The 25,924-nt window shown below is 63.1% G+C and carries 26 protein-coding genes and 1 riboswitch; of the genes, 13 read left to right on the top strand and 13 right to left on the bottom strand.

Going from position 1 to position 25,924, the window contains the following annotated elements; genetic code table 11:
* Positions 1-137: 137 nt before the first annotated feature.
* Positions 138-1,595, top strand: a complete 1,458-nt coding sequence (locus tag CQ020_RS11020) for a CCA tRNA nucleotidyltransferase (protein WP_105691880.1) — start codon at positions 138-140, stop codon at positions 1,593-1,595.
* Positions 1,596-1,686: 91 nt separating this feature from the next.
* Here CQ020_RS11020 and CQ020_RS11015 read toward each other — a convergent pair whose 3' ends face one another.
* On the bottom strand, positions 1,687-2,259 hold the full coding sequence (locus CQ020_RS11015; protein ID WP_105691879.1) for an MOSC domain-containing protein: 573 nt from the start codon (positions 2,257-2,259) through the stop codon (positions 1,687-1,689).
* A 76-nt stretch (positions 2,260-2,335) separates the two neighbouring features.
* Between CQ020_RS11015 and CQ020_RS11010 the strand changes: the two genes are divergently transcribed.
* The 3 genes from CQ020_RS11010 (at position 2,336) to CQ020_RS11000 (ending at position 3,823) form a co-directional block, all read left to right on the top strand.
* Positions 2,336-2,773 (top strand): hypothetical protein, encoded by a 438-nt coding sequence (locus tag CQ020_RS11010; protein ID WP_105691878.1) that lies wholly within the window; start codon positions 2,336-2,338, stop codon positions 2,771-2,773.
* 12 nt (positions 2,774-2,785) lie between these two features.
* Positions 2,786-2,977, top strand: coding sequence for a helix-turn-helix transcriptional regulator (locus CQ020_RS11005; protein WP_105691877.1), 192 nt, complete (start codon positions 2,786-2,788; stop codon positions 2,975-2,977).
* Positions 2,978-3,043: 66 nt separating this feature from the next.
* Entirely contained in the window at positions 3,044-3,823 is a 780-nt protein-coding gene (locus CQ020_RS11000) for an alpha/beta fold hydrolase (RefSeq protein WP_105691876.1), read from the top strand.
* Here the strand turns inward: CQ020_RS11000 and CQ020_RS10995 are convergent.
* Positions 3,820-4,419 carry a TetR family transcriptional regulator gene (locus tag CQ020_RS10995; protein ID WP_105691875.1) on the bottom strand — a complete coding sequence of 200 codons (600 nt, stop codon included), beginning with the start codon at positions 4,417-4,419 and terminating at the stop codon, positions 3,820-3,822. The two genes, CQ020_RS11000 and CQ020_RS10995, sit on opposite strands and share 4 nt — an antisense overlap.
* 80 nt (positions 4,420-4,499) lie before the next feature.
* Between CQ020_RS10995 and CQ020_RS10990 the strand changes: the two genes are divergently transcribed.
* Entirely contained in the window at positions 4,500-5,279 is a 780-nt protein-coding gene (locus CQ020_RS10990; RefSeq protein ID WP_105691874.1) for an SDR family NAD(P)-dependent oxidoreductase, read from the top strand.
* Here CQ020_RS10990 and CQ020_RS10985 read toward each other — a convergent pair.
* Complete coding sequence (locus CQ020_RS10985) at positions 5,274-5,753, bottom strand: NUDIX domain-containing protein (protein WP_105691943.1); 480 nt, start codon at positions 5,751-5,753, stop codon at positions 5,274-5,276. The genes CQ020_RS10990 and CQ020_RS10985 overlap by 6 nt on opposite strands.
* A 446-nt stretch (positions 5,754-6,199) precedes the next feature.
* Between CQ020_RS10985 and CQ020_RS10980 the strand changes: the two genes are divergently transcribed.
* Positions 6,200-7,369, top strand: coding sequence for a hypothetical protein (locus CQ020_RS10980; RefSeq protein WP_258141830.1), 1,170 nt, complete (start codon positions 6,200-6,202; stop codon positions 7,367-7,369).
* Between the two features lie 101 nt (positions 7,370-7,470).
* Here CQ020_RS10980 and CQ020_RS24150 read toward each other — a convergent pair whose 3' ends face one another.
* The 7 genes from CQ020_RS24150 to CQ020_RS10950 all read right to left on the bottom strand — a co-directional run bounded on the left by CQ020_RS24150 (position 7,471) and on the right by CQ020_RS10950 (position 13,236).
* A complete protein-coding gene (locus tag CQ020_RS24150; protein ID WP_181151844.1) occupies positions 7,471-7,647 on the bottom strand; it encodes a hypothetical protein in 177 nt (58 codons plus the stop codon).
* A 7-nt stretch (positions 7,648-7,654) separates the two neighbouring features.
* A complete protein-coding gene (locus CQ020_RS10975) occupies positions 7,655-8,797 on the bottom strand; it encodes a glycosyltransferase family 2 protein (RefSeq protein ID WP_258141829.1) in 1,143 nt (380 codons plus the stop codon).
* 243 nt (positions 8,798-9,040) lie between these two features.
* Positions 9,041-9,211: a hypothetical protein gene (locus tag CQ020_RS10970; RefSeq protein WP_181151843.1), complete on the bottom strand. Its 171-nt coding sequence runs from the start codon at positions 9,209-9,211 to the stop codon at positions 9,041-9,043.
* 179 nt (positions 9,212-9,390) lie between these two features.
* A complete protein-coding gene (locus CQ020_RS10965; RefSeq protein ID WP_105691940.1) occupies positions 9,391-10,221 on the bottom strand; it encodes an oxidoreductase in 831 nt (276 codons plus the stop codon).
* Between the two features lie 139 nt (positions 10,222-10,360).
* Positions 10,361-10,903 carry a GNAT family N-acetyltransferase gene (locus tag CQ020_RS10960; RefSeq protein WP_105691872.1) on the bottom strand — a complete coding sequence of 181 codons (543 nt, stop codon included), beginning with the start codon at positions 10,901-10,903 and terminating at the stop codon, positions 10,361-10,363.
* On the bottom strand, positions 10,900-12,249 hold the full coding sequence (locus CQ020_RS10955; protein ID WP_105691871.1) for an LLM class flavin-dependent oxidoreductase: 1,350 nt from the start codon (positions 12,247-12,249) through the stop codon (positions 10,900-10,902). The genes CQ020_RS10960 and CQ020_RS10955 overlap by 4 nt, the downstream gene beginning before the upstream one ends.
* Positions 12,250-12,351: 102 nt before the next feature.
* The gene (locus CQ020_RS10950) at positions 12,352-13,236 is read right to left on the bottom strand and encodes a MetQ/NlpA family ABC transporter substrate-binding protein (protein ID WP_105691870.1); all 885 of its coding nucleotides are present in this window, start codon (positions 13,234-13,236) and stop codon (positions 12,352-12,354) included.
* A gap of 221 nt (positions 13,237-13,457) precedes the next feature.
* Between CQ020_RS10950 and CQ020_RS10945 the strand changes: the two genes are divergently transcribed.
* Genes CQ020_RS10945 through CQ020_RS10935 form a run of 3 tightly spaced genes read left to right on the top strand, consistent with a single transcriptional unit; the run spans position 13,458 to position 16,401 of the window.
* Positions 13,458-14,561: a methionine ABC transporter ATP-binding protein gene (locus CQ020_RS10945; RefSeq protein WP_105691939.1), complete on the top strand. Its 1,104-nt coding sequence runs from the start codon at positions 13,458-13,460 to the stop codon at positions 14,559-14,561.
* Positions 14,562-14,563: 2 nt separating this feature from the next.
* On the top strand, positions 14,564-15,223 hold the full coding sequence (locus CQ020_RS10940) for a methionine ABC transporter permease (RefSeq protein WP_105691869.1): 660 nt from the start codon (positions 14,564-14,566) through the stop codon (positions 15,221-15,223).
* Between the two features lie 17 nt (positions 15,224-15,240).
* Positions 15,241-16,401, top strand: a complete 1,161-nt coding sequence (locus tag CQ020_RS10935) for an LLM class flavin-dependent oxidoreductase (RefSeq protein WP_105691868.1) — start codon at positions 15,241-15,243, stop codon at positions 16,399-16,401.
* 196 nt (positions 16,402-16,597) lie between these two features.
* On the opposite strand, the gene CQ020_RS10930 is transcribed toward CQ020_RS10935, so the two are convergent.
* On the bottom strand, positions 16,598-18,001 hold the full coding sequence (locus CQ020_RS10930) for a PLP-dependent cysteine synthase family protein (protein ID WP_105691867.1): 1,404 nt from the start codon (positions 17,999-18,001) through the stop codon (positions 16,598-16,600).
* 193 nt (positions 18,002-18,194) lie between these two features.
* On the opposite strand from CQ020_RS10930, the gene CQ020_RS10925 reads away from it, so the two are divergent.
* Positions 18,195-19,730, top strand: coding sequence for an MFS transporter (locus CQ020_RS10925; RefSeq protein ID WP_105691866.1), 1,536 nt, complete (start codon positions 18,195-18,197; stop codon positions 19,728-19,730).
* Here the strand turns inward: CQ020_RS10925 and CQ020_RS10920 are convergent.
* Complete coding sequence (locus CQ020_RS10920; RefSeq protein WP_105691865.1) at positions 19,694-20,161, bottom strand: rhodanese-like domain-containing protein; 468 nt, start codon at positions 20,159-20,161, stop codon at positions 19,694-19,696. The genes CQ020_RS10925 and CQ020_RS10920 overlap by 37 nt on opposite strands.
* Positions 20,162-20,202: 41 nt before the next feature.
* Positions 20,203-21,342 (bottom strand): LLM class flavin-dependent oxidoreductase, encoded by a 1,140-nt coding sequence (locus CQ020_RS10915; RefSeq protein WP_105691864.1) that lies wholly within the window; start codon positions 21,340-21,342, stop codon positions 20,203-20,205.
* 222 nt (positions 21,343-21,564) lie between these two features.
* Positions 21,565-21,674: riboswitch (SAM riboswitch) on the top strand.
* 36 nt (positions 21,675-21,710) lie between these two features.
* Here CQ020_RS10915 and CQ020_RS10910 point away from each other — a divergent pair.
* The 3 genes from CQ020_RS10910 (at position 21,711) to CQ020_RS10900 (ending at position 25,922) form a co-directional block, all read left to right on the top strand.
* Positions 21,711-22,808 carry an LLM class flavin-dependent oxidoreductase gene (locus CQ020_RS10910; RefSeq protein WP_105691863.1) on the top strand — a complete coding sequence of 366 codons (1,098 nt, stop codon included), beginning with the start codon at positions 21,711-21,713 and terminating at the stop codon, positions 22,806-22,808.
* A 64-nt stretch (positions 22,809-22,872) separates the two neighbouring features.
* Positions 22,873-24,288, top strand: coding sequence for an NtaA/DmoA family FMN-dependent monooxygenase (locus CQ020_RS10905; protein WP_105691862.1), 1,416 nt, complete (start codon positions 22,873-22,875; stop codon positions 24,286-24,288).
* A complete protein-coding gene (locus CQ020_RS10900) occupies positions 24,285-25,922 on the top strand; it encodes an ABC transporter substrate-binding protein (RefSeq protein ID WP_105691861.1) in 1,638 nt (545 codons plus the stop codon). The genes CQ020_RS10905 and CQ020_RS10900 overlap by 4 nt, the downstream gene beginning before the upstream one ends.
* Positions 25,923-25,924: the final 2 nt, after the last annotated feature.

Here is a 25,924-nt window from a genome sequence, read left to right as displayed (position 1 = left end):
TTCTGGCCCAGCTTTCGACGCCGGCGGGTCGGATTCCAACTACGGTAGGTTGATTTTGGGGTGCTGAAGATCCGAAGATGGGCTGGAAGCTGCGGCATCGAGTCTCGTCGCCTTCCGTCACTGTGAGTTGTTAGGACTTGAAGAACATCACAACCATCCCTGATCTCATCAATCTCACCCCGGAAGCCCGGCGGGTTCTCGACTCCCTGCGTGCTGCGGGCGGCCGTCCCCTCATCGTTGGAGGATCCGTCCGGGACGCGTTGCTCTCCCGTGCCGGCGGCATTGCCGTGGATTCCAAGGACATTGACATTGAGGTCTATGGGTTGACCACTGCTCAGGTGGCGGCAGCGTTGCCTGGTCACGTCATGGAAGTAGGGCAGCATTTCGGGATAGTTTCCGCCACTGTTGGTGGCCAAGTATTCGATGTCTCGCTCCCTCGCCAGGAGTCCGAGACAGAGGCCTTTGCCCGCCGGGATTTCACCATTAATGCCATGGGCTGGGATGACAGGAGCGGGGAAGTGGTGGACCCGTTTGGGGGACAACGTGACCTGGCCGCGGGCCTGCTGCGCCACACCAGTAGGGCTTTCGGAGATGACCCGTTGAGAGTGCTGCGGGCCATGCAGTTCAGTGGTCGCTTTGGGTTCGAACTGGTCCCGGAGACGGCGCAGCTCTGTCGCAGTCTGGTGCCCGCTTTTGCCGACCTGCCCAAAGCGCGGATCTGGGGTGAGTTTTACAAGCTGGCCTCGAAAGGCACTTTCCTCTCCAAAGCATTGGAGACCCTGCGCCTTTCCGGCTGGGAGGAACACTTCCCCGAGTTGGCTGCCACGCGGGAAGTGCCGCAGGATCCGGAGTGGCACCCCGAGGGCAACGTGCACGTTCACCTCGGTTTGGCCGGCGATCAAGCAGCCCGCATCGCCCGGCGCGATCAGCTGGATGCGCATGAAACGGCAACCTTGGTACTGGCCGCCATCACCCACGACCTCGGCAAGGCAGTATCCACCGTTATTGGTGCCAACGGCCGGATCACCTCCAACGGACACAACGTCACAGGGGTGGAGCCTGCGCGGACTTTCCTGCGCCGGATCGGAGCGCCAGGGCACTACGAAAACAAGATCCTGCCGCTGATCCGGGAACACATGTGCCACACACCGGATGGGCAGGGCACCGTCAGTGACTCCGCAGTCCGCAGGCTGATTCGGCGTCTGGATCACGCCAACGGCGGGCCTTCAATAGAGGACTGGGCACGGCTGGTGGAAGCCGACAAAGCAGGCCGCGGGGTGGGTGCACGTCAGGGAGTAAACCACCTGCCTACTTGGCTTACGAAAGCAGAGTTGCTGACTAAGCAGGCTGTTGTGGGCACCACGTTGCTCAAGGGTGCGGCCTTGGCTTCGGAGGATATCCCGCGGGGGAGGCTCTGGCGGTTTGTGATTGAGCAGAGCCGCGACGCTCAGGACGACGGGTTGTTCAGCGATGAGGAAGGTGCTGCGGCGTGGCTGCATGCCAACCGCGACGCCGTTGTAGCCGAGGCCCTGCGCCGGCTGGGCGAATTCCAAGCTTCGGAGGAGGCGAAAAAGGCAACGGGTGCTGCTTCCTGACCTTGTTTGCCGACCAGGCAGTCGGTTTCCAACCGGTGGAGGTTGAATTCGGACTCCTGGCGCCGCAAAGAAGGTCAGGAGGCAACCGAAGCTACGGCAACCGCGACGGCCGCAGCACGTTGGCTTCGCCGGCCTTGCCGGGATCGAGTGGAATCGGACTGACCAACACCGCCGGCCCGCGATGCAGCAAGCCACCGGCAATCACCTGGCATCGGACGCCACCTCGCCCGCGCATCGCTTTGTGCGCACCCGGGGCCAGCATCTGGTCCATCCAAGCGCAGGGGTGGGCAGGGCGTCCTGCCTTCAGACGCACCTCATCTCCGCCGGATTCAATGACGAACTCATGGCCAAGCAAGGGAGCCAGCTCTACTCCCCGGAGGACGACGTTCCGCCGCGTCAGCAGTGGATCGAAGGGCCCGGCATCGAGTTCGGCCGCGATGGATTCGAGGGCTTCCATGGCAAACAACGTCACTGCGGCATCCATGTGCGCCGCCTTGCCGAAGAACCTGTCGCCAACAATTCCTTTGCCTGCTACCAACTCGGCCTGCTTGGCGTCGGTGGTGGGGACGTCTGCTGCTCCTTCCCTGGCGCGACCAAAATAGGCGTGGGCCGGCGATACCAAAAGGTGCAGCACGTCGACGTCGTACCTGTATTCAGCGGTCATTCCTTAACGCTAGCCCCAGCTTGGAAACTACGCATGAAGCATTGCTCGTCGAAGTAAAGGATGCTTTACTTTCTGTATGAGTAAAGCATCCTTTACATCAAGGCGTGCGCCGGCCCACCACTACATCCAGGCGCTCATCCTCGGCGTCATCCTGACTCTGGCAGTATCCGTCGCAGTGGGAGCGTCGAATCCGGATGACTTCTGGCTCGCTGCTGCGATCGGCGCCTTGTGCGCCGCCTACCCCGCCATGTCGCTGGGCGGTAAGGTCTTCGTTTCCAACCACACGGTCACCCGCGATCCGCATGGCGAGCAGAGCGTCGAGTTGCAGTGGATGCGCCAAGCGGGAGCGGGGGCATTCCTGGATGTCCTTGTGGTTATTGTGGTCGCTTCGCTGGTGCTGGTCATCGGCCGCTTCGAGATCGATGCGCTTCCGGTCCTTCTAGGTCTTGTTGCCTTGAGCGCGGTTGACGCCGGCCTGCGATACGTGGCCATCCGCTACCGTGCGCTGAAGTAAGGCTCCGCTGACATGAAGAACAACCTCGCGGACCGTCGCGCCGAACGGCACTGGACACAAGCGGATCTGGCTGCGGCGCTCGGAGTTTCCCGGCAGACTGTGATCTCCATAGAGAGGGAGAAGTTTGATCCATCTCTTCCGTTGGCGTTCCAGATTGCCAGGACCTTTGACTGCAGAATCGAGGACATCTTCATCGCTGATTGAGCCGCTGATTGAGGCGTTGTGTCCTGCGCCGCAGCGCTTTGAGCGCCGCCCGGATACTGTGGCACGGTGAACTTTGCTGAGGCCGCCGACGGCACTGAACTCGCCTGGACCTCAGAAGGCGAAGGCGAGCCAATGCTGCTCATTGCAGGACAGGCCACGGCCATGGACGGTTGGGGCCCGACGGCGGAGCTTCTGTCCCGCTATTACCGCGTCATCCGCTTCGATCACCGGGGGATAGGGCGGAGTGGGAAGGGCGACGCCGAGCGCTACACCACGAGGCTGCTTGCGGAAGATGCTGCTGCGGTCCTCGAGGCCGCCGGAGCGGATTTAGCACACGTGTACGGTCATTCGATGGGCGGCCGTGTGGGGCAGTGGTTGGCCATCGACTACCCGCACAAGGTCCGCACGCTGACCCTCGCCGCAACGAGTGGCGGAAAGTCACACGACGCCGGAACCCAGCCGGAGAGGGCGGCCTTGGAAGCGCTGGTCAGTGGTGACATGTCCCGGCTTGAGCCGCTCTTCTTCGACGCTGAATGGGTCCTGAACAATCCCGCAGCGACGCACACCTTCTTCAACTCCCACGCGTCGGCGTGGGCCAAGGCGCGCCACTTCAAGGCGAGCCGCGAACACGACGCCTGGAGTCAACTCAGCTCCATCCAAGCCCCCACGCTGATCCTGCACGGTACTGAAGATGCGTTGAAGCCCTTGCCCAACGCACTCCTTCTGCGCGAGCACATCCGTGGCTCCGTGCTGGTGCGGCTGCCCGGAGCGGGGCATGGCTTGCACCTGGACCACCCTGAGACGGTTGAGTGGATCCGGCAATTCATCGCCAGAAAGAGCGGCTAACCACCGGCGACGTTCAAAACCTCCAGTGCGGCCAGCAGGTATGGGGTCGGGTCTGGCTCCGAGCCCGCGGCCCACTGCATCCATGCTTCGAAGGTGGCAGCGAGGTACGCGGCGCTCAAGTAGCGTGCCGCTGAGGGGGAAAGGCCGTTCTCCGTCAGGAAAGCCAGGGCTCTTTCGCGCTGCGGTGCCAGGGACTCATAGCTCCGGCTGGTCAGTTCAGGGTGCTCGGCAATCAGCCGGAGTCTGCCGCGGGTCACGGACAGGTCCGGGATGACGGCCACCCCGGCGATCGCTGCCGCACGCAATCCGGCCAGCACGCCGCCGTCGGACTTTCCTGGACTGTGGAACGAGCCGAAGGCGAGCGTCGAAGCTTCCACTACCGGTTCGCTTCCGCCCCACACGAGGTCGGCTTTGCTGGCGAAGTAGCGGTAGAGGCTCTTGCGCCCGATTCCGGCCGCCTTGGCGATGTCCTCCATGGAGGTGTTCTCGTAGCCGTGTTCAGCGAAGAGGCCCAGGGCCAGTCCGGCCACGGCGTCGGGGTCAATGGTGGCGGGTCGGCCGCTGGGACGCGGGGGTTTGGCATCTTCCGAAGTCATTCCTCCAGTATTCACTCTTACATAATGACACAGAGTGTCATAAGGTGGGTGGACCACTCAGCAATCATCGGAAGGACATCATGGGCAACGACGCTTCATGGCAGGAGGCCATTACCTCCGGCCGTTTTGCCGGCAAGACCATCATCGTCACGGGCGCAGCCTCGGGAATCGGCCAGGCGACCGCGTTGCGGATTGCGAAGGAGGGCGGCAAGGTCATTGCTGCGGACATCAGCAAGGAGCGTCTGGACGCTCTTGTGGAGGAGAACGCCGGGCTGGACCTGGTACCGGTGACGGGCGACATCTCCACTGAAATGACGGTGGCTGCTGTCGTGGCCGCTGCGGACGGACGCGTGGATGCCTTGGCCAACGTTGCCGGCATCATGGACAACTTTGCGCCCCTTCACGAGGTTGATGACGAGCTCTGGGAGCGCGTTTTTCGCATCAACGTCACGGCTCTTATGCGCCTGACCCGCGCAGTGGTGCCGCTCATGCTGGAAGCCGGATCCGGCTCCGTAGTGAATGTCGCCTCGGAGGCCGGACTGCGCGGTTCGGCCGCCGGTGCTGCTTACACGGCGTCCAAGCATGCGGTGGTGGGCCTGACCAAGAATTCTGCAGTGCTGTACGGTCCCAAGGGCTTGCGGTTCAATGCTGTGGCTCCCGGTCCCACCATTACCAACATCGTGGCTAACTGGGGATCTCAGCTCGCCGCCGAACGCCTAGGACCCCTGATGCAGGCAACGGTTCCCACGCCGGCGACCGCCGCGCAACTGGCAGCGTCCATTACCTTCCTGCTCAGTGATGATGGCACCAACATCAACGGTGCCATTCTTGCGTCCGACGGTGGCTGGTCGGCTCTATAGGGAATTCTCGCCAAGGCGCCGGACCAGTGCGTCCACAATGGGCAATTGGCCTTTGACGAGCTTGGTCCGGGCCACTGTTTCCTCAAACCACCGGGCGTCGTCGATCTCCGGGAAATCCTTGATGACACCCGAGCCTTTTGGCCACTCCATGGGAAAGGTGTTGCTGGTAATCTCCTGAGGCTGAAAGTCGCTGGCCTCCGCTGTGAACGCGGTGATCAGCTTTCCGGAGGGCTGCTTGAAAACGCCCAAAAGTTCGTAATCCGCCGCCGGAGCTGGTGTGCCTATTTCTTCGGTGAATTCCCGGTGCGCGGCAACCAACGGGTCTTCGTCCTCAGGGAATTCTCCCTTGGGAATGGACCACGCGTGGTCGTCTTTGCGAGCCCAAAAGGGTCCGCCCATATGGGCTATCCAGAGCTCCAGTTTCCCGGTGGTGTTTCGTCGGTGAAGGAGGATGCCCGCGCTGCGAATGGTGATGTGCCCTCCCGGGTTTCTGCGATGCACTGAGAATTTCTCGGACACGTCAAGGCTACTCGTGGAGCTGGCCCCGTTATCCAATTGATGTTGTGTTGATGATTTTGCCTGTCGATTACCCTTCCGGCTGGACCCTGCCTACTTGATAATCGAGGACAGGCGTTTCCCGGGGGTGGAACGTCGTTGCGGTCACCGGCATCAGCCGTTGACGGGTCTGGGCGCATCAGCAGGAGGAAACAGCTATGGCATTGTCAGTGGGGCTCCTTCCACATGGGGGAAGAAAAGCAATGGGTTTGGCCGTCATTGTTGCGGTCGGTTTATCGATGTTTACAGGAATGGGGCCTTCACATGCGGCGGACACCACGCCCATGGCTGAGGATCCCGGCCCGGTGGGAAGTTTTGCTTGGAAAGGGTTCAACTGGCAGAAGCGATTTTGGGGCGGGGCGCCCATGTATAACGCGAGTTGGGATGCCAATAATGTGAGCCACCCGGATGCCAACGGGTACGTCACGCTCTCCATCAGCAATCCCACCGGCTCGGCCCCGAAGGGAGCAGAATTCCAGTCCACGCGTGAAGGTTTCGGCTATGGCACCTATAGCACCACTGTGGAAAAGGATGTCAGCTCCCTCCAGAAGGAAGTGGTGTGGGGTTGCCTGTTCACCTACGATCCCAATGCGGAGCCCGGGTATACGGAAATTGACCTGTGTGAGGCCTCGGCGTGGGGCGGGGGTGCCGCGTACGGCGAAGATTGGCCGGTGACCCAAGGGCACGGATATTGGTTTGATGCCACGTTGCCGCCGGGACAGGGAAACAACACTGTCACCTTTGATGTCAGCAGTGCTCCCATCCTCACCCACAGAATGGTGTGGGAACCGGGCAAGCTGACTTATGAGACGTTCGCAGGTGAGGGCTACGACGGTACTCTCCTGAAGCGGACTGTTCTGGAGGGCTCTACTGTCCCGCTCCCGGCGAAGGAGCAAATCCACTTCAACCTGTGGGTGACGGGCGGTGGTGGAGGGGATGCTGCGCATGTTGCTCCTGAAACTGTGACCATCCGGGACTTCTCCTTCGTGCCGGCAAATCAAAGTCAGCTCATAGCACCGACGCCCACCATCTCAGGCACAGCCGCCGTTGGCTCAACGCTGACTGCAGCTCCGGGGACCTGGACCTCAGGAACCGCCCTGAGCTACCAGTGGTTCCGGAACGGGACTGCGATTGCCGGCTCAACCGCTGCCACCCGGGTTCTCGCCGCTGCGGACCTGGGCGCTGCGTTGACGGTCCATGTGACGGGAACCAAGGCAGGATATGCCACGGCTACCAGGGAATCGGCCCCCACAGCAGCAGTGGTGGCGGGGACTTTGGTGGCCCCGACACCTACCATCTCCGGAACGCTCACAGTGGGTTCAACGCTGACTGCCAACGCTGGGACGTGGACGTCCGGAACCACTTTGGCGTATCAGTGGTACCGCTCGGGTGCAGCAATTGCCGGGGCTACAGCTAAGAATTACAAGCTGGTGAGTGCTGACCAAGCTGATGCCATGAGCGTGAGGGTTACCGGTACCAAGGCCGGCTACACCACGGTAGCTAAATATTCGGCCAACACGGCGCTGGTTCCGTAGGCCGGTAGTCCGGCAGGCCGGATGCACCAAACCCGCAGTTGTGTCGCGCTGGAGGTAGCGACACAACTGCGGGCGTGGTGGCTGGACTGGTTCTGCTGTGCCTAGTTCTTCTGGGCTCGGACAGGCACGATCCTCTTGATGGCGAGGCCGAGTGCCAGCATGGCGAAGGCTGCCAGTGCAAACCAGAAGAGGTCCCCTGCTCCGGAATATGCGAGCGTTCCGGAGCCCACTCCGGCTGCTGCTGCCCCTGTCACTGGGGCTACTGGGTTGTTGTACATGAGTCGACTACCAAACTTTCTTTCTGTTGAATGCTGCATCCAGGTACGCCTTGGCGTGAACGGCCTGGAGGAAAATATCTATGACGGTTTCGTACATGGTTGCGGCCAGGAGCATGTACCTCCAGCCCCGGAAGCGCACAGTAACTATGCGTTCCAGGATGAAAATGCCGGTGACCGTAATCCAGAAGGGCTGAAGGTTCAGGCCCATCCCGGATATCAACGCGAACAGGAGTGAACCGAAGTAGGCCAGCGTTACGATGACGCCGATCATGGAAAGAAACTGGCGTCCCCAATAAGGCCTGGTCACTTTGGTCCATCCGTATTGCACGCAGTTCTCCACCGCGCCACGCTTCCACCGGAGCCGCTGTGACCACAGTTCACGCCACGTTGGCATGACCTCCGTGACCAGCGTGCAGTTTGATGGAGACTTGATGCGGTAGCCCAGGGTCAAGAGGGCAAAGGAGAGTTCGTTGTCTTCGGTCAGGACGGAGGTGTCGTAAACGCCGCCCTTGCCGTTGCCGGGAGGGAGTGTGCCGGTCAACCGGGCGGCCACCACGTCGCGCAAAGTCTTGACACGGAAGAGGGCCGCCGTTCCTGTCACTACCAAGCACTTGCCATGGAGTCGCTTCACGTCCCTTGCATAGCGGGCGTATTCGTTGCGCTGCAGGTGGCCTACAAAACCGCCGCCGGGACCGCCGCTGAACACCCCGCCAACGGCGCCGAGCAGGTCGTCGGCCAGCAGGTTCCTGGTGGCGTTCTCAATAAAGTCCAGAGCCAGCTGCGAGTCGGCATCCTGAACCAGGAACAAGTCCTCGGGGTCGGCATCAGGAAGGAGCTGGCTGAGGGCGAAGTTCAACGCGCCCGCTTTCTTGTCCTTGTTGCCCACAGTGCGGATAACTTCGGCGCCTTGAGCCATTGCAAGCTCTTCAGTATCGTCCGTGCAGTTATCTGCCACCACAATGATTCGATCCGGTCGGTGGGTCTGGTTGTTCAAGGAGTGAAGCGTCTCGGTGATGCCGGCGGACTCGTTGTGCGCCGGAACCAGGACGGTGACTACCCCGCCTGCCGCACGATGGGATCGCCGCCTCCTGGAAGCCGTGTCCGGTATGTTAGCCGGGGCCGGTGCAGTGGCCGTTGTTTTCGTAAGCATTTGTGATCCCTCCGTTCGTGCGTTGCAGCGTTGTCTCACTTAGAGTTCCAACGCGAACGCAAGATCAGGGGAGGGAAACCATCAAGGAAGTCTCAAGGTTTGCTCAGGACTCTCTGAACGGCGTCACGAACGGGGTGGAAGGGCCACTGGTACCGCTTGCACGCACCCCGGGGCGGGCCTTAAACGCAAGAGGACGACGCCGGTAAGTACCGGCGTCGTCCTCTTGCTTTTGCTGTGAGCTGCTTAGCGGTTCAGGCTGACCGTGAAGGTCTTAGGGCCGCTAAGGGTTACCGCGATCCCGCAGTTTTCGGCGGCTGCGCGGTGTGAGAGGGATTCAATTGCGGCATCGATGGTGTGGTCGATTGCCGTTTTGTCCCAGATTTTCAGCGTGATGGAGTCAGTATGTGTCGTCATTGTCAGTACTTTCACTCAGGCCGTTAACAGCCCCAAGCTTCTTCGCAGGGGCCGCATCCTCGTCGGTGAGGATTGCTGATTCAGCTTGTATGGGAACGAATTCCCTCCTTCATGGTTCATGCTGCCCACCACGGTTGACAAGCGAATCCGGCCAAGTGTGACCGATTACACGTCGCTCATTACTCCGTGTAACCCGTGCTGATGCTGAGTTCCCGCCAGTGATCCACCTCGGCCCGCTGGGCTTCCGCCACGGCGTCGTAAGCCTTCGACGCGTCTTCGCCGAGCAGAAGGAAACCGGGAGTTTCAGGTGCTTCGACGGCCGTAATAATCGCAGCGGCAGCCTTGTCCGGATCGCCTTGCTGTGTGCCGTGGACGGTGTCGTGCTCCTTGCGGCGCTTGCCGGCAGTGTCGGCGTAATCGGCGATTGCCCCGGCCGACTGGGTGAGGGAACGCCCTGCGAAGTCGGTCCTGAAACCACCGGGTTCCACCACGGTCACCGAGATGCCCAGCGGCTTCACTTCCTTCTGCAGGGACCCGGACAGTCCCTCCAGAGCAGCCTTGGAAGCGGAGTAGTAGCCGGAGCCGGGAGGGGAGATGCGTGCGCCGATGGAGGAGATGTTCACGATCGCGCCGGAGCGACGCGAACGCATGCCGGGGAGGACTGCTTTGATCATTGCCACCGGGCCGAAAACGTTGGTATCAAACAGCGTACGAACATCCGCGTCGCTGCCTTCTTCGATGGCCGCGCGATATCCGTAGCCGGCATTGTTGACCAGGACATCCACGGAGCCGAAACGTTCCTCTGCCTGCTGAACCGCGGCGTCCACTTGCGACTGCTCGGTGACGTCCAGCGCCACGGCGAGGGCCGTCGTCGGGAATTCTGTTGCCAGGTCCTGGAGCGTTGAGGTGTCGCGGGCGGTGACGACGGCGTTATCGCCTCGTGCGAGGACGGCTTGCGCCAGCGCGCGGCCAAGTCCGGTGGAGCAGCCTGTGATGAGCCAGGTAGTCATGATGTTCCTTTTCATAGGGGACCATTCCATTGGAACGCTACTCCCCGGCTCAGTGGGAGTGCCCTCTTATCCGGGTACTGGCAGTGCCTCCCTTGAGGGGCGACATTTCGGCACTACGGGCACGCGAAAGGGACGAGAGCTAACCCCTCGCGGGCAAATCCAGCGTGTAAACAACCAGCTGCACCTTCGGCGCGGGCCGTTCCTTCTCACGCTCCAGCCGGCGGACGTAGCCCAAGCGGCGGTAAAGGCGCTGGGATGGTTCATTGTCGACGGCGGTGTCCAGCACCACGCGATTGGCGCCCTGGGCTGCGGCAAGGCGGGCGGATTCGTCGAGAAGTTTCTGGCCAAGACCTGTGCGGCGCGTCTCCGGGAGCACGGCCAGCAACCTGAGCTCCACTTCGCCCTCCTGTGCCTGCCGGCTGAGGTGTGAACCAAAGGGCAGGAGGCTGGCGGTGCCCACCAAACGTCCGGTTTCCACGTCTTCGGCCACCAACAGCACGCCTTCACGGGCCCTGGCCGCGGCATCCAGCAAGAGCCCAAGACGCTGGTCGTCGGGCTGGTGTGCTCCGGGGAGGTGGTGGCCGAAGCCTTGATACGTCAGCTGCCCCACGGCGTCGTACTCGTCGTGGCGCGCCTGGCGAATCACATAGGTGCCGGTGGCAACGGTTGGTGTGGTGGTCATGATTGTCCTTTCGGCTGCGGATCGAGTCCAAGGTGCGATTTCAGGGTGGCGCCCGCATATTCGGTGCGGGCAAGGCCGCGTTCCTGAAGCAGGGGAATGACGCCGGTGGCGAAGCGCTCCAGGTCCTGGGGAAGAAGGGAGAACATGAGGTTGAAGCCGTCCGCGGCACCTTCGGCATGCCATCTTTGCAGGGAGTCCGCGACGTGCTGCGGGGTCCCGATGAAGTCGTGATTCCGTTTGTCGCCCGTGAGGATCGAATAGAGGTCCTTGAGCGTGACCTCTTCCTCCCGGCCGTAGATCTGTTCCCCGGCCGAGCGGAAGTCTGTCCTGGGCTGCGTGATGGTGGGAATGCCGGACTGGGCTACGGTTGCATCTGCTCCGAGCCCCGTGAAATCCAGCTGGCCGGCAAAGTATTCCTGCAGGAAGTCCAGCACCTGCTGATCGGTGATGAGGCTGTCCAGCTCCCGGATGCGTTCCAGGGCTTCGTCCCGGGTGTCCGCCACAACCGGCGAGATGGCCTGGTAAACGTAGAGTTCGTCGGGGTTCCGGCCGAACGCCTTCGCCTGAGCCCGGACGGATTCCCGGTACTGCCGCGCCTGCGGAACGTCGGGGTGGCTCGCGAAGAGGGCGTTGGCGAAACGTGCCCCCAGTTTTTGGCCCGGTACGGAAGTGCCCGCTTGGGCTAGCAAAGGGGAGTGCTGCGGAGAGGGACCGATGTTCAGGGGCCCGGCGACCTTGAAGAATTCGCCCTGGTAGTCCAGACGGCTGATTTTGCGCCGGTCAAAGAATCGTCCTTGCGCTTTGTTGTAAAGGAAAGCGTCCGTATCCCATGAATTCCAGAGCCCTTGGGTGACCTCCACGAACTCTTCAGCGCGACGGTAGCGGAGGCTGTGATCGAAGTGCTCATCGGCGCTGAAGTTGCCAGCGGTGGTGTTGGTCAGGTCCCGCGTGGTGACGATGTTCCAGCCAACACGGCCGCCGCTGATGTGGTCCGCAGTGAGGGCCGCGCGGGCGAAGTTGAAGGGCTCGTCATAGGACGTGGAGGACGTGGCGATGAGGCCGATGTTGGTGGTGACCGCTCCAAGGGCTGTTACCAGCCCGATGGGGTCGAACCTGTTGAGGATGCCCGGATTGGACGTCTCGTCGATCGCGAGGGAGTCGCCCAGGAAGATCGCGTCGAGCCTGGCGTCCTCGGCAGTTTTTGCGAGTTGTACCTGGTGGGCGAAGTCGATGCTCGCCTGGGGGAACGCTGTCTCGTGGCGCCATGAAGCCAGATGGATGCCGGTGCCCACAAGGTAGGCGAAGAAATGGATCTGCTGGCGTTCACGGATGAGTGTCTGGTTCATGGGCCTGTTTCGGTGCTGTTCGGGACTCTTGGGTGCTCTTCGGGAGCAGGAAGGTTGAGGGGCGGCGGCACTCTGTGGCGCAGGGCCGCCGCCCCTCAAGTACTACTTGCTCTTCTTGATGGCTGCTTCTTCAGCCGTGAGGACTTCTTGCAGCTTGGCAGCGGTCCAATCAGCCTTGAACTGAAGGTTGCCGTCGTTCAGCTTGCTGACAGAAGCTTCAACTTCGGGCGAGTGGTAAGCGTCCACGATCTTCTTCCATGTGGGATCGTCCTTGCGGTCTGCCTTCACCACGAAGCCGTTGATATAAGGAGCCAGGGACTCCGAGTTCAGGTCTTCCTTGAAGATGATCTTCTCGTCGCCCAAGCCGCCCTTCTGGGCCTGCGTGTTGTTCACGACGGCGGCGTCCGTGGTTCCCTTGAGCGCGTTCACCGTCTGGTTGCTGTCCACCGGGACAACTTTGATCTTGCTTGAGGTGATCTCAGCCGGAGTGGACAGCGAGTTGCCGCCATCCTTGAGCTGCAGCAATCCGGCCGTCTGCAGGTTCAGCAGTGCGCGGGCCTGGTTGGTGGGGTTGTTGGGGATGGCAACCTCGGCGTCTGCGGGCAGTTCACCAACGGACTTGAACTTCTCCGAGTACAGCGCCAGTGGGTACACGGCGGTAGCGCCCACCGGGACCAGGGTGCCGTTGCTGTTGACGTTGAACTGGGACAGGTACTTCAGGTGCTGGAACAGGTTGATGTCCACCTGGCCCTGCTGGGTTGCCGTGTTGATCTGCGCGCCATCAGTGAAGTTCTTGACCTCAAGATCAATGCCCTGATCCTTGAGCTTGTTCTTCAGGAGCGTCCAGTGCTCCTCGGCACCGTCGTCCACGCCGATGACCACCTTGGTGTTCGCGGAGGTGGTGGAACCACTTGAGGCACCCCCGCATGCCGAGAGCGATAGGGCGGCGATCAGGCCGACGGCGGCAACTAACAAGCGGTTCTTCATGATGCTTCTCCGTACAAAGGGTATTGATGCGAATGAAAGGCACGGGGTGTTCCCCCTGCCTCACGCTAGGCAGTTGCCTTGATGGGAATCGAACGCCTTCGCAACACTCCGACGCGCACCGTCAAGGAAAGAAACCGCAGGTCACAGGGGTTCATGAGGTTCGATCGCCCGGCGGCCCCGCTGCTGGAATGGGCATTCAAACAACCCCGAAGGAGGCTCCGGTGAGCGCGATCGTTTCCCTGCGCGGAGTCAGCAAGCTGTTCCCGGTCCAAGGAAGCAAGCGCAGCCAACGCACCGAACCAGTGCGGGCCGTTGATGACGTCACCCTGGACATTGAAGAGGGCACGGTGGTGGGCATTGTGGGATATTCCGGTGCCGGAAAGTCCACGCTGGTCCGCCTTCTCAACGGCCTGGAACGTCCCACCGAGGGCCAGGTTTTCGTCAAGGGCCAGGACATCTCCTCGCTCCCTGAAGGCCAGTTGCGCAAAGTCCGTGCCGGCATCGGCATGATCTTCCAACAGTTCAATCTCCTGAAGTCCCGCACCGTGTTCGGAAACGTCGCGTATCCGTTGAAGGTGGCAGGGTGGCCCAAAGAGAAGATCAAGCCGCGCGTGGAGGAGCTCCTTGAGTTCGTGGGTATCGCGGACAAGGCAGGCTCCTACCCTCGCCGTCTCTCCGGCGGACAGCAGCAACGCGTGGGCATTGCCCGTGCACTCGCAAACGCCCCGGACATCCTCCTCGCTGACGAAGCAACCAGCGCCCTGGATCCCGAAACCACCCGCGACGTCCTCCGACTGCTCCGCCGCATCAACAAGGAACTCGGCACCACCGTTGTTGTGATCACCCACGAGATGCACGTTGTCCGCGAAATCTGCGACACCGTAGTGATGATGGAATCCGGCAGGGTAGTGGAAGCCGGGCCCACATACTCCGTGTTCGCCGACCCCCAGAGCGACTCCACCCAACGCTTCGTCTCCACAGCCGTGCACGGCACGCCGGGATCGGACACCGTCAGCCGCCTCGCCGCGGCGCACCCGGGCCCGCTCGTCTCCATCGGTATCTCCGAGGCAGCGCCCACCCCTCTGGTTGCGGCCACGTTCGAGCGCCACGGCGTGGGCTCCAGCGTAGTGTTCGGGGGCGTCACTGAGATCCAGAACAAGATCCTGGGCACACTCACGTACGAACTCACGGGCAGCGACGCCGCGATCGACGCCGCGCTCGCCGACCTGGGCGACGTCACCGCCGTCGAACGCCAAACGCCGACGGCGGACCCCGCCGACAGTGCCGTTCCGCACCTTCCCGTCCCCGCGAACGCCGGAGAATAGCCATGACCGACTGGACAACACTCCTGCCCGTCCTGGGCGAATCCTTCCAACAGACCATCTACATGGTGGTCATCACCGTCCTGCTCAGCGGCATCGCCGGACTGGCGTTGGGCGTCACCCTCTACGCCACCAGGCCCGGAAACCTGTTTGCCAATAAAGCCGTGTTCTCGTTCCTGAACTTCCTGGTGAACATCATCCGGCCCATCCCGTTCATCATCTTCATCACGGCCATTGCGCCGCTGACCCTGATCATCATGGGCACTACTATTGGCACGACGGCGGCGATCCTGCCCATGGCGCTGATGGCCGGCGTCGTGATTGGGCGGGTAGTGGAGCAAAACCTGGTGGCCTCAGACCCGGGCGTGGTTGAGGCGGCCAGGGCAATGGGAGACAGCCGGCTGCACATCCTGTGGTCCGTGGTGATTCCCGAGTCGCTTGCGCCGCTGATCCTGGGCTACACGTTCATGATCATCGCGATCGTGGACATGTCTGCCATGGCCGGGTACATCGGCGGCGGTGGGCTGGGCAACTTCGCCATCATGTACGGCTACCAGCAGTTCAACTGGGAAGTCACCCTGGTGACCGTCCTGATCATCATCGTCATGGTCCAGGCCGCGCAGTTGCTGGGTAACTTCCTGGCGCAGCGCATCCTCCACCGCTAACTTTCAGGAGCCACAACATGCCTATCGAATTCCTCGGTATGGGGGCTGGTAACGACTCCACGGAGACGTCCCCTGCCACCACGCCTTTCTTTGACCCCGCGTACGCTGCCAGGATTGCGCGGATCCACGAGGACAACAACTGGGACCACGTGCTGTTCGCGTACAACTCCACCACGCAGGATCCCTCAGTCCATGCGGCATGGGTTGCTGCGAACACGGAGCGAATCCAGCTGCGTTTGGCACACCGGCCCAACGTTTCCCATCCGACGTTCGCCGCCCGGTCCTTCCTGACGCTGGACCACATCGCCGAAGGCCGGCTGACCGTGCACTTCATCACCGGTGGAAGCCAAGCGGACCAGGCCCGCGAGGGCGATTTCCTGCCCAAGGATGCGCGGTACGGCCGGACGCAGGAGTACATGCAGATCGTTCGGCGGGCATGGTCCGGGGATTCGTTCAGTTGGGACAGCGAGCATTACCGCTTTGAGGATTTTTCCTCTGGTTTGGGGCCGTTTGCCGGCAAGAGGCCAGGTATTTCCTTTGGCGGCTCCTCCGAAGCCGCGTGGTCCGTGGGCGCCGCCGAAGCAGACATCTATGCGCTCTTCGGCGAGCCGCTGGCCGACGCCGCTTCGCAGCAAGAGCAGATCCTTGCGCGGGCCGCTGCTTTGGGCAGAGTTGAACCGTTGCGCTGGCAGATCGCCTTCCGGCCCATTGTTGCTGCCACCGACGAATTGGCGTGGGAGAAGGCACACGCCATCCTTGGAACGTTTGAGGCGCGACGGTCTGCCGGCGAGGTCATTGATCCTGTGCGCCACTACAACCAGAAGCCCGAAGCTACCGGCACCCAAAGGCTGCTCGCCGCCGCGGAACGTGCTGACCTGCACGACCGCGCCCTCTGGACGGCCCTCGCCAAAGCAGCGGGCGGCGGAGGCGGAAGTGCGACGGCATTGGTGGGCAGCTATGACACGGTCACCCAAGCGATCCTGGACTACCATGACCTCGGTTTCGAGATCTTCGGCCTCCGGGGGTACGACTTCGTCCCGGACGCACTGGAGTTTGGCCAGTACGTCATACCGCAGTTGAAGCAGGAAGTGGCGCGCCGGGATCAGGGCCGCACCGCCGAGGAACTCCGGGCAGGCCAAGCCGCGGCCCGAGCACGGGTGCTGGCCGACGCTTCCTGACGCTCTCTCACATCCCGCGTGGTTGCTGTGGATGCTCTCTCACGTCCCGCTTTTTCTTTCAGCCGCCATGCCACCCGGCATTCCCAGTCGACACCCGGATCCGCCGATAAGCGGACAGTCCCCCCGATGCTTTCGTCATTCTCGATGTGAGAGAGCGTTGGCTTGAAGGGGGTGGGATGTGAGAGAGCGTTGGGGGTTAGGTGAGCGTAGCGGCGATTCGGCCGTCAACCAGGACCGCGATGACCTCCGGGGCCGCACCAGCACCAGATTTCGGGGCCACACCAGCACCAGCACCAGACTCCGGGTCCGCGGCGGCTCCAGCCTCTGAAGCCGGCAGTCCCGCGGCAACCGTGCGGTTCGGGATACCAGCGGTGACCGCCGGCGAGGCAGGCTCAACGCCGCGCAGCGAACGCAGGGTCACCACTCCCACTACTTCGCGCGGGTGAACGGTCCCGAAACTCTGGCCCCGGTCCAGGACCAGAAACACTGGTTCGTCCGGTGCCACGTCCCGGGAGTCAAGTTCGACGACGGCCTCCGCCGCTGTCAGGTCGCTCGCCACCAGCTGCACTCCGGCAGGCTCAGTGGTGAGAAGCGCACGGATGGTTCCTTCCGGCGTCGTGGGTTCCAGGAAGCCGAGCGAGGCGAGCCAGTGGTCGTCGAAATAGGTGGACAGGTAGTTCCGGCCTGAGTCCGGCAGGACCACCACGATGGTGTGCTCTTCATCCAAAGTTTCGGCGAGGGTCAGGGCTGCTGCCAGGGCGGTCCCGCCGGTGGCCCCGATGAGGAGTCCTTCCTCGCGGGCGGCACGGCGGGCGGTGAAGATGGCGTCGCGATCGCTGACGCTAATGTATTTGTCCACCAACACGGTGTCGAACGCCTCGGGCCAGATGTCTTCCTTCGACGCCGGGTGCAGGGGGTGGCCAGCGCCCTCCGTGTATTTGAGCGAGCCGTTGCCGCCTCCGTAGCGCGAGTGCTCGGGGTCAGCGGCGATGACCTGTACCAGTCCGTCGCTGGCTTGCTTCAAGTACCGGCCGGTTCCGCTGATGGTTCCGCCGGTCCCGACGCTGGCCACAAAGTGCGTAACCGACCCCGCAGTGTCGGCCCAGATCTCCGGCCCGGTGCTCTCTGCGTGGGCCTGCGGGTTGGCTGGGTTGTCGTACTGCACCGCGAGCCAGGCCCCCGGAGTGGAGGCCGCGAAGGCCGCAGCCCGGTTGGCCAGGTGGCCGGGATCGGATCGTGGAACAAAATCGGCCACCAGATGGACCTCGGCTCCGAAAGCGCGCAAGAGGCGGATCTTTTCAGCAGCTGTGGCCGCCGGAGCGAAAATCACGGAGCGATACCCCAGTTGTGCGGCCACCAAACTCAACCCGATGCCGGTGTTACCGCTGGTCCCTTCCACCACGGTCCCGCCGGGCTTTAACAAACCGGACCTTTCTGCGGCCCGGATCATGGAAAGTGCGGCCCGGTCCTTCACGCTCCCGCCGATGTTCTGGAACTCGAGCTTCGCGTAGATGCGGGGCCGGACACCTTCGCCCAGCCGCTTCAGCCGAAGCAGGGGAGTGCCGCCGATTGCGTCCAGGATTGATTCATACACGGTCATGCGGCCCACGCTAAGACGCGGACATCGCCTCACAAAAAAGCGTTTCCCGCTGCGTCCTTCCGTGACCGGAGCGTCGGCGAACAAGCCCCAAAGAGTCATAAACGAGTCACCGGCGGTAACCCGGATTAACGCCCCTTAACCGGGTGTCTCGCGATGCCCGGACCCCGGCAGAACCCGCCTAGAGTCCACAATCATGGGCCATGGAGATCACGCTAAACGTTCCGCCCTCTGGCTTTGCCTGGGCGCCGGATTCATCACGCTGCTGGACCAGTCAATGTTTGTCCTGGCCGTTCCCGCGATGTCCGACTCCCTGCACGCCGATTCCGGGTCCGTGCAGTGGATCCTGGCGAGTTACTCGCTGGCGTTCGGAGTCGCATTGGTTCCCGCAGGAAGGCTGGGCGACATTGTCGGGAGGCGCACGCTTTTCATCGCCGGCATTGCCGTCTTCGGGGCATCCAGCCTGGTGGGTGGCCTGGCCACAGACCCCTCGCTGGTCATCATCGCCAGGCTCCTCCAAGGACTTGGTGCAGGCACCCTGAACCCGCAGGTGCTCGGACTCCTGCAGGACATCTATCAGGGACACGACCGTGCCAAGGCCTTGGGCGCCTACGCCGCCGCCGGTGGTTCCGCTGCAGTGTGCGGACCACTGATCGGGGGACTCGTCCTCTCACTGGGCGACCCCGGGATCGGATGGCGGATCCTGTTCCTGGCGAACGTTCCCTTGGTGCTGATCCTGGTGCCACTTGCCTTCCGGCTCCTCCCGCGGCCAGCAGGCAAACACCCCGGAAACGCCAAGCCGTCCATCGACATCTTGGGCGCGCTGCTGCTGGGCGGAGTGGTGGTGGCATCACTCATTCCCACCATCTACGGCGCGGGCACCATTGCTGTGACGTCGTTGGCTGTCGGTGCCGGTGCGCTCCTCGCCTTCGCCGGCTGGGAGATCCTGTACCACCGGCGTGGCCGAACCCCGTTGCTCAGTGCCTCGCTGGCGAAATCCAAGGGTTACGCACTGGGCACAGTGGTGGCACTCTGCCAGTTTGGCGTCGGTGCCGGAATGGCGGCCGTGACCGCCTTCTATTTCCTCTCCGGAACCGGGATGGCTCCGTTGGCAGCGGCAGCCATCCTTGCGCCGCAAGCCGCCGGCATGCTGCTGGCGTCGAGTTTCAGCTGGCGTTTCGTGGCTCGGTACGGGCGGGCCGGGATCGTGTACGCGCTTCTCGGCAGTCTGGCCTGCCTGATTGCCAAGGACCTTTTTGTGCAGGGGCTCGACGGCGGGACAGCGGCTCTTGCGGTGGCCGCCGTCGGGCTTCTCCAAGGTGTGTCAACCGGCCTGGTGGTCGCGCCGAACCAGACACTCACCCTGGCCCATGCGCCCGTGGGCGCCGCCGGAGTGGCTGCAGGGTTCTACCAACTCAGCCAGCGGTTCGCTGCGGCGCTTTGCTCGGCCGCGGCGGCGGGCATGTTCCTTCAGGCACACGGCGCGGCCACCGGCCAAGCTTCCAAGGACGCCTTCCACCAAGGCATCGTCCTGTGCTGCATCTTGCTGGGTGTCGCCTTGCTCGCCGGCGGACTCGACTGGCTGCGCGAGGCGCGGGACCTCACAAAGACAAGTGCCGCCGTCGTGACTTCCGGGAGGGAAGCCGCGACGACGGCACTGGTGCTGACGCCGGAAGGTCCGACGGCGGCAGGTACTCAGCGTTCGGAAGCCACCGATTCGGTGGACGCCTGAGTAGTGGCGGCGGGCGGTGCCGCTTCGACGGGCGGTGCGGTGGGCCCGGTGGTGGGGACGCCGGCGTCGCGGAGGGCCGGGAAGCCACCGTCCACATGGACAGCGTTGGCGTAGCCGAGGACCTGGAGCTTCTGCGCGACGGGTCGTGAACCGTTGACAGAGCCGCAGAACACCACGATCTTCTGTTCGGTGCTGGTGACCTGGGGCAACCGGTGTGCGGATTCGGGGCTGAAGTCCTCCTCCACGTGCTCGCGGTTCACCACCACAGCGCCGGGGACTGCGCCGGTGCTGGCGCGGCCGCCTTCGCTGCGGACATCGATCAGCAGGGCGCCTTCTTCGATGAGCTTGGCGGCGGCATCGGCGGTGATCAGCTGGGTGTCTTGGACTGATTCCTGGACTTCGTTCTCGTGAACGGTGGTTTCGATGGACATGGTGCTCCCTTATCTAGGTGGTGGTTGAAATATCGGAAACTCTAGAGACCCCATACCTCGGCCAGCAGCTGGTACGAGTTCTGCCGGTCGGCTGGGTCATGGGCAATGGTGGTGATGAGAAGTTCCTGGGCACCGGTGGCGCGTTGCAGCGTGCGGAGTCCTTCGCTGACCTGGTGGGGGTCGCCCACGAACCGGGTGTCCAGACGATCCTTGATGAGCTCCCCGGCTTCGGCGTCCAAGGAAAGCTCCAGCGCATCCTCCGGTGACGGGTACGGGATGGCACCCTGGCCGCTGCGGATCCCGTGGACCCAGTGTGCGTAGCCGCGGGCCAGGCGCTGGGCCTGGCGTTCGTCCGGGGCTACCAGCACGTCCGCGGAGACAATCACACGCGGTTCCCGCAATGCCGCCGATGGTTCGAAGTGGGCCCGGTATTCGGCAATGGAGTCCAGGACGCCCGCCGGTGCCACGTGATAGTTCGCCCCGAAGGGGAGGCCCAGCTTGCCGGCCAAGCGGGCACTGGGTCCGGCTGTTGAGCCGTGGACCCAGAACTGCGGCGCCTGGCCGAGGGCGGGTGTAGCCGTGACTTCCTCACCATGTTTGGTCCTGTACTCGCCGGTGAAAAATCCGATGATGTCCTGGATGTCGTTCTCGAAGTTGTCCGTATCACCGGGGAAGCGACCCAGCAGCTCGCCCTGCAGCCGGAACTTCCTGGGCAGGACCGCACCGAAGATGGGGCGCGGCGCGGGGATCAGCAGTCCGTCAACCACCCGATCGGTGGGTTCCGAAGAGTCAGCGGGTACCACTCCGGGAGCCGGATCGCTGGGGGATTTGGGCGGGCCGGAGCGGCCAAAGCCCAAGTCCACACGGTCCGGGAACACGGCGGCCAGCGTCCCAATGCTCTCGGCAATCTGGAGCGGCCTGTAGTTCCCCAGCAAGGTGGCCGCGGTCCCCACCCTGATGGTCTTGGTGGCGGAGGCAACCAACCCGGCCAGAATGTGCGGGGCTGATCCGGCAACGCCGGTGTTGAGGTGGTGCTCGGCCAGCCAATACCGCGAGTAGCCGGAAGCCTCGGCAGCGGCGGCAAGGGCAAGGGTGCTCCGCAGGGCATCGCCGGGAGTCTGGCCGGCGGACACCGGGCTCAGGTCAAGGACGGACAGGGGAGTAACTGGAGGCTTCGGCATGGCACGACACTACGGAGCCACGCGCGGAGCCCAAAGCCGATCCGTCACCCCGCTCAACCGGGCTAAATCCAACGAAATCCGGCGAAATGGGCCGTCACAACCGACCCTTCAAAAGCCCGAAAATGACGATTCCAGCAGGCCTTTGACGTGGTATTTCCCGCCTTGACGCCGCAAGTCCAGCGGTTTGTACATTCCTTGGACAGCCTCCTAGATTCAAGTTCAGGTCAAGAGTCAGCACGCCAAGGACCGGCTCGTGCTGCGGCAACCCTCAGGCATTACGTGGCGGGGTGCTCCGGAAACAGACCAGGCCGCATTTGCGGCAAGTGAATGTCGTCCCGGCCGCTGTGCGGCCTCTGAAAGAGAGAATCATGACTTCCACACCTGTACCCGAATTCCGCTCCCGCGTTATCGCATTGGAGCTCGACGGCGACGGAGCCCACCCTGCGTCGTGGCGCAAGGCCCACCATGATCCGCAGGCGCTATTGGGGGGCCAGCGGATCCGTGAAACCGTGCAGGCAGCGGACATCGCCGGTTTCCATGCGGCCACGTTCAAGGACAGCCGCGTGGTGGATCCTGGAAGCACCGGGATTGCGGGCCGGATTGATGCGATCCAGCGCGCGGCCTTTGCAGCACCGATCACCCGGTCCATCGGTCTTGTCCCTGAGGCCGGAACGCTCTTCACTGAGCCGTTCCATGTAGCCACGCAGCTGGCCAGTTTGGACTACTCCTCCTTGGGGAGGGCGGGTTGGCTGGTCACCGCGGACAACCTGGCCAAGGAAGCCCGTTCCGTGGGGCGCACGCAGTTGCCAGAAGGCGAGGCCGTCAGCGAAGCCGCGGATGTGGTCCAAGCCAGCCGCCGGCTTTGGGACTCCTGGGAAGACGACGCGGTGATCCGTGACGTTGCCACAGGCCGGTACTTGGACCGGGACAAGCTGCACTACGCCGACTTTGACGGTGAACGCTTCTCCGTCAAGGGACCGTCCATCATCCCCCGCCCACTCCAAGGGCAGCTCGTGGTGTTCGCGCCCGCTGAGCTGATCCCCGCCGTCGAGGCTGACGTTGCCTTGGTCTCCGCGGACACCACGGACGACCTCCCGCAAGCTGCCCAAGCGGCAGCATCTGCGGGTGCGCCGAGGACCTTGGTGGAGTTGGACGTCATCCTCGATTCCCGGGGGCAGACCGCGGAGGACCGTCTGGCCGAACTGGACTCGTACGAAGAGTGGACGGGCGGTGCCCGCTATGTGGGCAACGCCGAAGGCTTGGTGGAACTGCTCACCACGCTGTTCGCAGCAGCCGACGGCGTCCGCCTCAAGCCAGCAGTACTGGATGTGGACCTCCCCGAATTGGCTAACAAGGTGCTCCCCGAACTGCACCGCAGCGGACTGGTGGTGCCGCCGCTTCCGGGCGCCACACTCCGTGAAACCTTCGGCCTTCCCCGTCCCGCCAACCGCTTTGCCGCGGCCTGAGGCCGGCTGACCAACGCCCGCCGCCAAGAGCCCACTCACAGAGCCAGATTCAGAGAGCAGAACCATGACCAACCATCACCGCATCGCAGGCAACGGCCAGATCCAGTTTGGCGTCTTCTTCCAAGGCGTCAACCACACCACCGTGTGGAAGGACGCGCAGAGCGGCTCGCAAACCGACTTCGAGTCATTCCGCCGGGTGGCCCAGACAGCTGAACGGGGACTCTTCTCCGCGTTCTTCCTCGGAGAAGGACTCCGCCTCAGGGAACACCTCGGAAAGATCCACGATCTGGATGTCGTGGGCCGTCCCGACGCGCAGACCGCCCTCGCCGCGCTCGCAGCTATCACCACCAACATCGGGTTGGTTGCAACACAGAACACTACGTACAACGATCCCGCGGATCTTGCCCACCGCTTGGCCAGCCTGGACCTTCTGTCCGGCGGCCGTGCGGCATGGAACATCGTCACCACGGACAACGCATGGACCGGTGCCAACTTCAGGCGCGGCGGGTTCCTCAAGCACGAGGACCGTTACGTCCGGGCCGAAGCGTTCGTTCAGACGGCCAAGGCTATTTGGGATTCCTGGGCTGACGGCGCAATCGCCGGGTCCCGGAATGATCCACGCTGGCTCCGCGAGGACGCCATCACCACGGTCAAGCGTCAGGATGAGAGTTTCGACGTCGAAATCACCGGCAGATTGCCGCGCTCCAGTCAGCAGCACCCGGTATTGTTCCAGGCCGGGGACTCACCGGACGGCCGGGACTTCGCCGTGCGGAACGCCGACGTGATCTTCTCGGCACACCCGGAACTGGAGGACGCCAAGAAGTTCCGCGACGACATTGTGGCCCGCACCCTCAAAGCCGGGCGCCCGGCAGATGACGTGAAGATCTTCCCCGGCCAGGAGTTCATCCTTGGCGCCACCGCGGCAGAGGCCGAGGAAAAGCACCAGTGGGTCCGCTCGCTGCAAGTGGGTCCGGAAACGGCCATCGCCTACTTGGAACAGTTCTGGGGACGCACCCTCACCGAATACGACCCCGACGGTCCGCTGCCGGATATCGACCCCCTTGTGGACGTCACCAACCCCACCCGCGGCAACGCCTTCCACGGGAAGAGCGCCAAGGACCTGGTCGCCCAGTGGCGTGCGGATGCCAAGGAAAACGGCCAGTCGATCCGCCAGTTCGTCGCTGCCCGTTCCCGGCTCAACGGCCGCGGCCTGGTGGGATCGTACGACGATATTGCGGACAAACTCGCCGAGTACGCCCACACCGGCGCAGTTGATGGCTTCAACATCACCCCGTGGATTGTGCCCGGCGGGCTGGATGACATTGTCAACGAACTGGTTCCCCGCCTGCAGGACCGCGGCGTCTACCGCACCGAATACGAAGGCACCAACCTCCGCGAAAACCTCGGCCTCCGCGCCCCGCTGACCCGCCGCGGATCACTCTCCAGCACCCAACTCACTGAAAGCGAAGAAGTCGCATGAGCGTCCCCAACCCAACTGCAGCGCGCAAGCTGCGGAAACCCGCCGCCGTCGTGTCCGTCCTGGGAGCCTTTGCGCTCCTGGCTTCAGCTTGCGCTGGAGGGGCCAACGCCGGCACCCAGCAAAGTGCCGACGCCACCCCGGTCTCCGGTGGCAACCTGAACTTCGCGGTGTCCGTTGACCGCGGATGCATTGACCCGCAGCAGGTGGGCAACAACGATGCGATCGCGATTGCCCGTCAGACAGTGGCGTCGTTGACGTCGCAGGATCCGACGACGGGCGAGATCGTTCCGTGGCTGGCGGAGAAGTTCGAAACCAATACGAACGCCACCAGTTTCACGTTTACCCTCCGCAGCGGTGCCACCTTCGCTGACGGGACCGCGATTGATGCTGCTTCGGTGAAGACCAACTTCGAGGCGATCAAGGCACTCGGTGCCAAAGCGACGCTGGGCTCCACCTACCTGAGCGACGTCAGTGCCATCACCGTGAAGGACCCGCAGACCGTGGTGGTGGATTTCTCCAAGCCGAATGCGCAGTTCCTCCAGGCAACGTCCACGTTCACGCTGGGCCTGTTGTCTCCGGCATCTGCCACGCTTTCCGAAGCTGACCGTTGCGCCGGGAAGTTTTCCGGCTCCGGCCCGTTCAGCGTGAAGAGCTACACCGTGGACAAGGAAGCTGTCCTGGAACGCCGTGCGGGCTATAACTGGCCCGCCGCCACCAACAGCAACAAGGGCGAGGCCTACCTGGACACTGTCACCTTCAAGATCATTCCTGAGGCAGGGAACCGCACGGGCAGCCTGCAGTCCGGCCAGATCGATGCGACGGCGGCGATCTCCGCTGCTGACATCAGCCTGTTCAACGGCAACGGCTTCTGGAACGAAACCCGGGCCAACCCGGGCGTGGTCTACAACCTGTACGCCAACCAGACCAACCCCAAGCTCAAGGAAACCGCCGTCCGTCAGGCCATCTCCAAGGCCATCAACCGCGAGGAAATTACCAAGACCTTGCTGACCGAAGCAGACCAGCCGGCCAAGGGCGTTCTCTCCCACACCACGCCGTACTTCAACGACTACAGCCAGCTGCTGAAGAACGATCCCGATGGCGCCAAGAAGCTCCTGGACGATGCAGGCTGGAAGGTTGGCACGGATGGGGTCCGCGAGAAGAACGGCGAGAAACTGTCCTTCAAGGTCACCTACTGGCAGTCACCCAAGGAAGTACTGGAGCTCGTGCAGCAGCAGCTCAAGGTGATCGGCGTGGACCTGCAGCTGAAGTTCACCACCATCGCGGACGTGACGGCTGCCCAGGCTGACAAGACCTATGACTTCTCCTACGGCAACCTGACCCGCAGCGACCCGGACGTCCTGCGCACCGTCTTCGCCTCCACCACAGCCCGTGGCGGAAGCAACCTCCGCGAGAAGCTGCCCGTGGACGATGTCCTGGGCGAGCAGGCCGCGGCGCTGGACAAGGACGCACGCCAGAAACTGGTGGACGAAGCACAGGAAATCCTGATCAAGGACGCCCACTCCATCCCGCTGTATGAGCTGTCCACCACCATTTCCGCCAGCGACAAAGTCAAGGGCCTCACGTTCGAAGCTTCCAGCCGCCTGGACTTCTACGACGCCTGGCTGAGCAAGTAGGA

The sequence above is a fragment of the Arthrobacter sp. MYb23 genome (assembly GCF_002979775.1).
Lineage (GTDB): Bacteria > Actinomycetota > Actinomycetes > Actinomycetales > Micrococcaceae > Arthrobacter.
Note: the sequence above shows the minus strand (reverse complement) of the source record. Positions and strands in the feature narration are given on the sequence as shown.

Coding starts and splice junctions, on each gene's coding strand:
- CQ020_RS10935 (WP_105691868.1), top strand. CDS start 15,241: ATGCCTATCGAATTCCTCGGTATGGGGGCTGGTAACGACTCCACGGAG.
- CQ020_RS24150 (WP_181151844.1), bottom strand. CDS start 7,647: ATGTACAACAACCCAGTAGCCCCAGTGACAGGGGCAGCAGCAGCCGGA.
- CQ020_RS10970 (WP_181151843.1), bottom strand. CDS start 9,211: ATGACGACACATACTGACTCCATCACGCTGAAAATCTGGGACAAAACG.
- CQ020_RS10925 (WP_105691866.1), top strand. CDS start 18,195: ATGGGCCATGGAGATCACGCTAAACGTTCCGCCCTCTGGCTTTGCCTG.
- CQ020_RS10940 (WP_105691869.1), top strand. CDS start 14,564: ATGACCGACTGGACAACACTCCTGCCCGTCCTGGGCGAATCCTTCCAA.
- CQ020_RS10910 (WP_105691863.1), top strand. CDS start 21,711: ATGACTTCCACACCTGTACCCGAATTCCGCTCCCGCGTTATCGCATTG.
- CQ020_RS10930 (WP_105691867.1), bottom strand. CDS start 18,001: ATGACCGTGTATGAATCAATCCTGGACGCAATCGGCGGCACTCCCCTG.
- CQ020_RS10980 (WP_258141830.1), top strand. CDS start 6,200: ATGTATAACGCGAGTTGGGATGCCAATAATGTGAGCCACCCGGATGCC.
- CQ020_RS10955 (WP_105691871.1), bottom strand. CDS start 12,249: ATGAACCAGACACTCATCCGTGAACGCCAGCAGATCCATTTCTTCGCC.
- CQ020_RS10990 (WP_105691874.1), top strand. CDS start 4,500: ATGGGCAACGACGCTTCATGGCAGGAGGCCATTACCTCCGGCCGTTTT.
- CQ020_RS10960 (WP_105691872.1), bottom strand. CDS start 10,903: ATGACCACCACACCAACCGTTGCCACCGGCACCTATGTGATTCGCCAG.
- CQ020_RS10920 (WP_105691865.1), bottom strand. CDS start 20,161: ATGTCCATCGAAACCACCGTTCACGAGAACGAAGTCCAGGAATCAGTC.
- CQ020_RS11005 (WP_105691877.1), top strand. CDS start 2,786: ATGAAGAACAACCTCGCGGACCGTCGCGCCGAACGGCACTGGACACAA.
- CQ020_RS10905 (WP_105691862.1), top strand. CDS start 22,873: ATGACCAACCATCACCGCATCGCAGGCAACGGCCAGATCCAGTTTGGC.
- CQ020_RS10950 (WP_105691870.1), bottom strand. CDS start 13,236: ATGAAGAACCGCTTGTTAGTTGCCGCCGTCGGCCTGATCGCCGCCCTA.
- CQ020_RS10975 (WP_258141829.1), bottom strand. CDS start 8,797: ATGCTTACGAAAACAACGGCCACTGCACCGGCCCCGGCTAACATACCG.
- CQ020_RS10965 (WP_105691940.1), bottom strand. CDS start 10,221: ATGACTACCTGGCTCATCACAGGCTGCTCCACCGGACTTGGCCGCGCG.
- CQ020_RS11010 (WP_105691878.1), top strand. CDS start 2,336: ATGAGTAAAGCATCCTTTACATCAAGGCGTGCGCCGGCCCACCACTAC.
- CQ020_RS10900 (WP_105691861.1), top strand. CDS start 24,285: ATGAGCGTCCCCAACCCAACTGCAGCGCGCAAGCTGCGGAAACCCGCC.
- CQ020_RS10995 (WP_105691875.1), bottom strand. CDS start 4,419: ATGACTTCGGAAGATGCCAAACCCCCGCGTCCCAGCGGCCGACCCGCC.
- CQ020_RS10915 (WP_105691864.1), bottom strand. CDS start 21,342: ATGCCGAAGCCTCCAGTTACTCCCCTGTCCGTCCTTGACCTGAGCCCG.
- CQ020_RS11015 (WP_105691879.1), bottom strand. CDS start 2,259: ATGACCGCTGAATACAGGTACGACGTCGACGTGCTGCACCTTTTGGTA.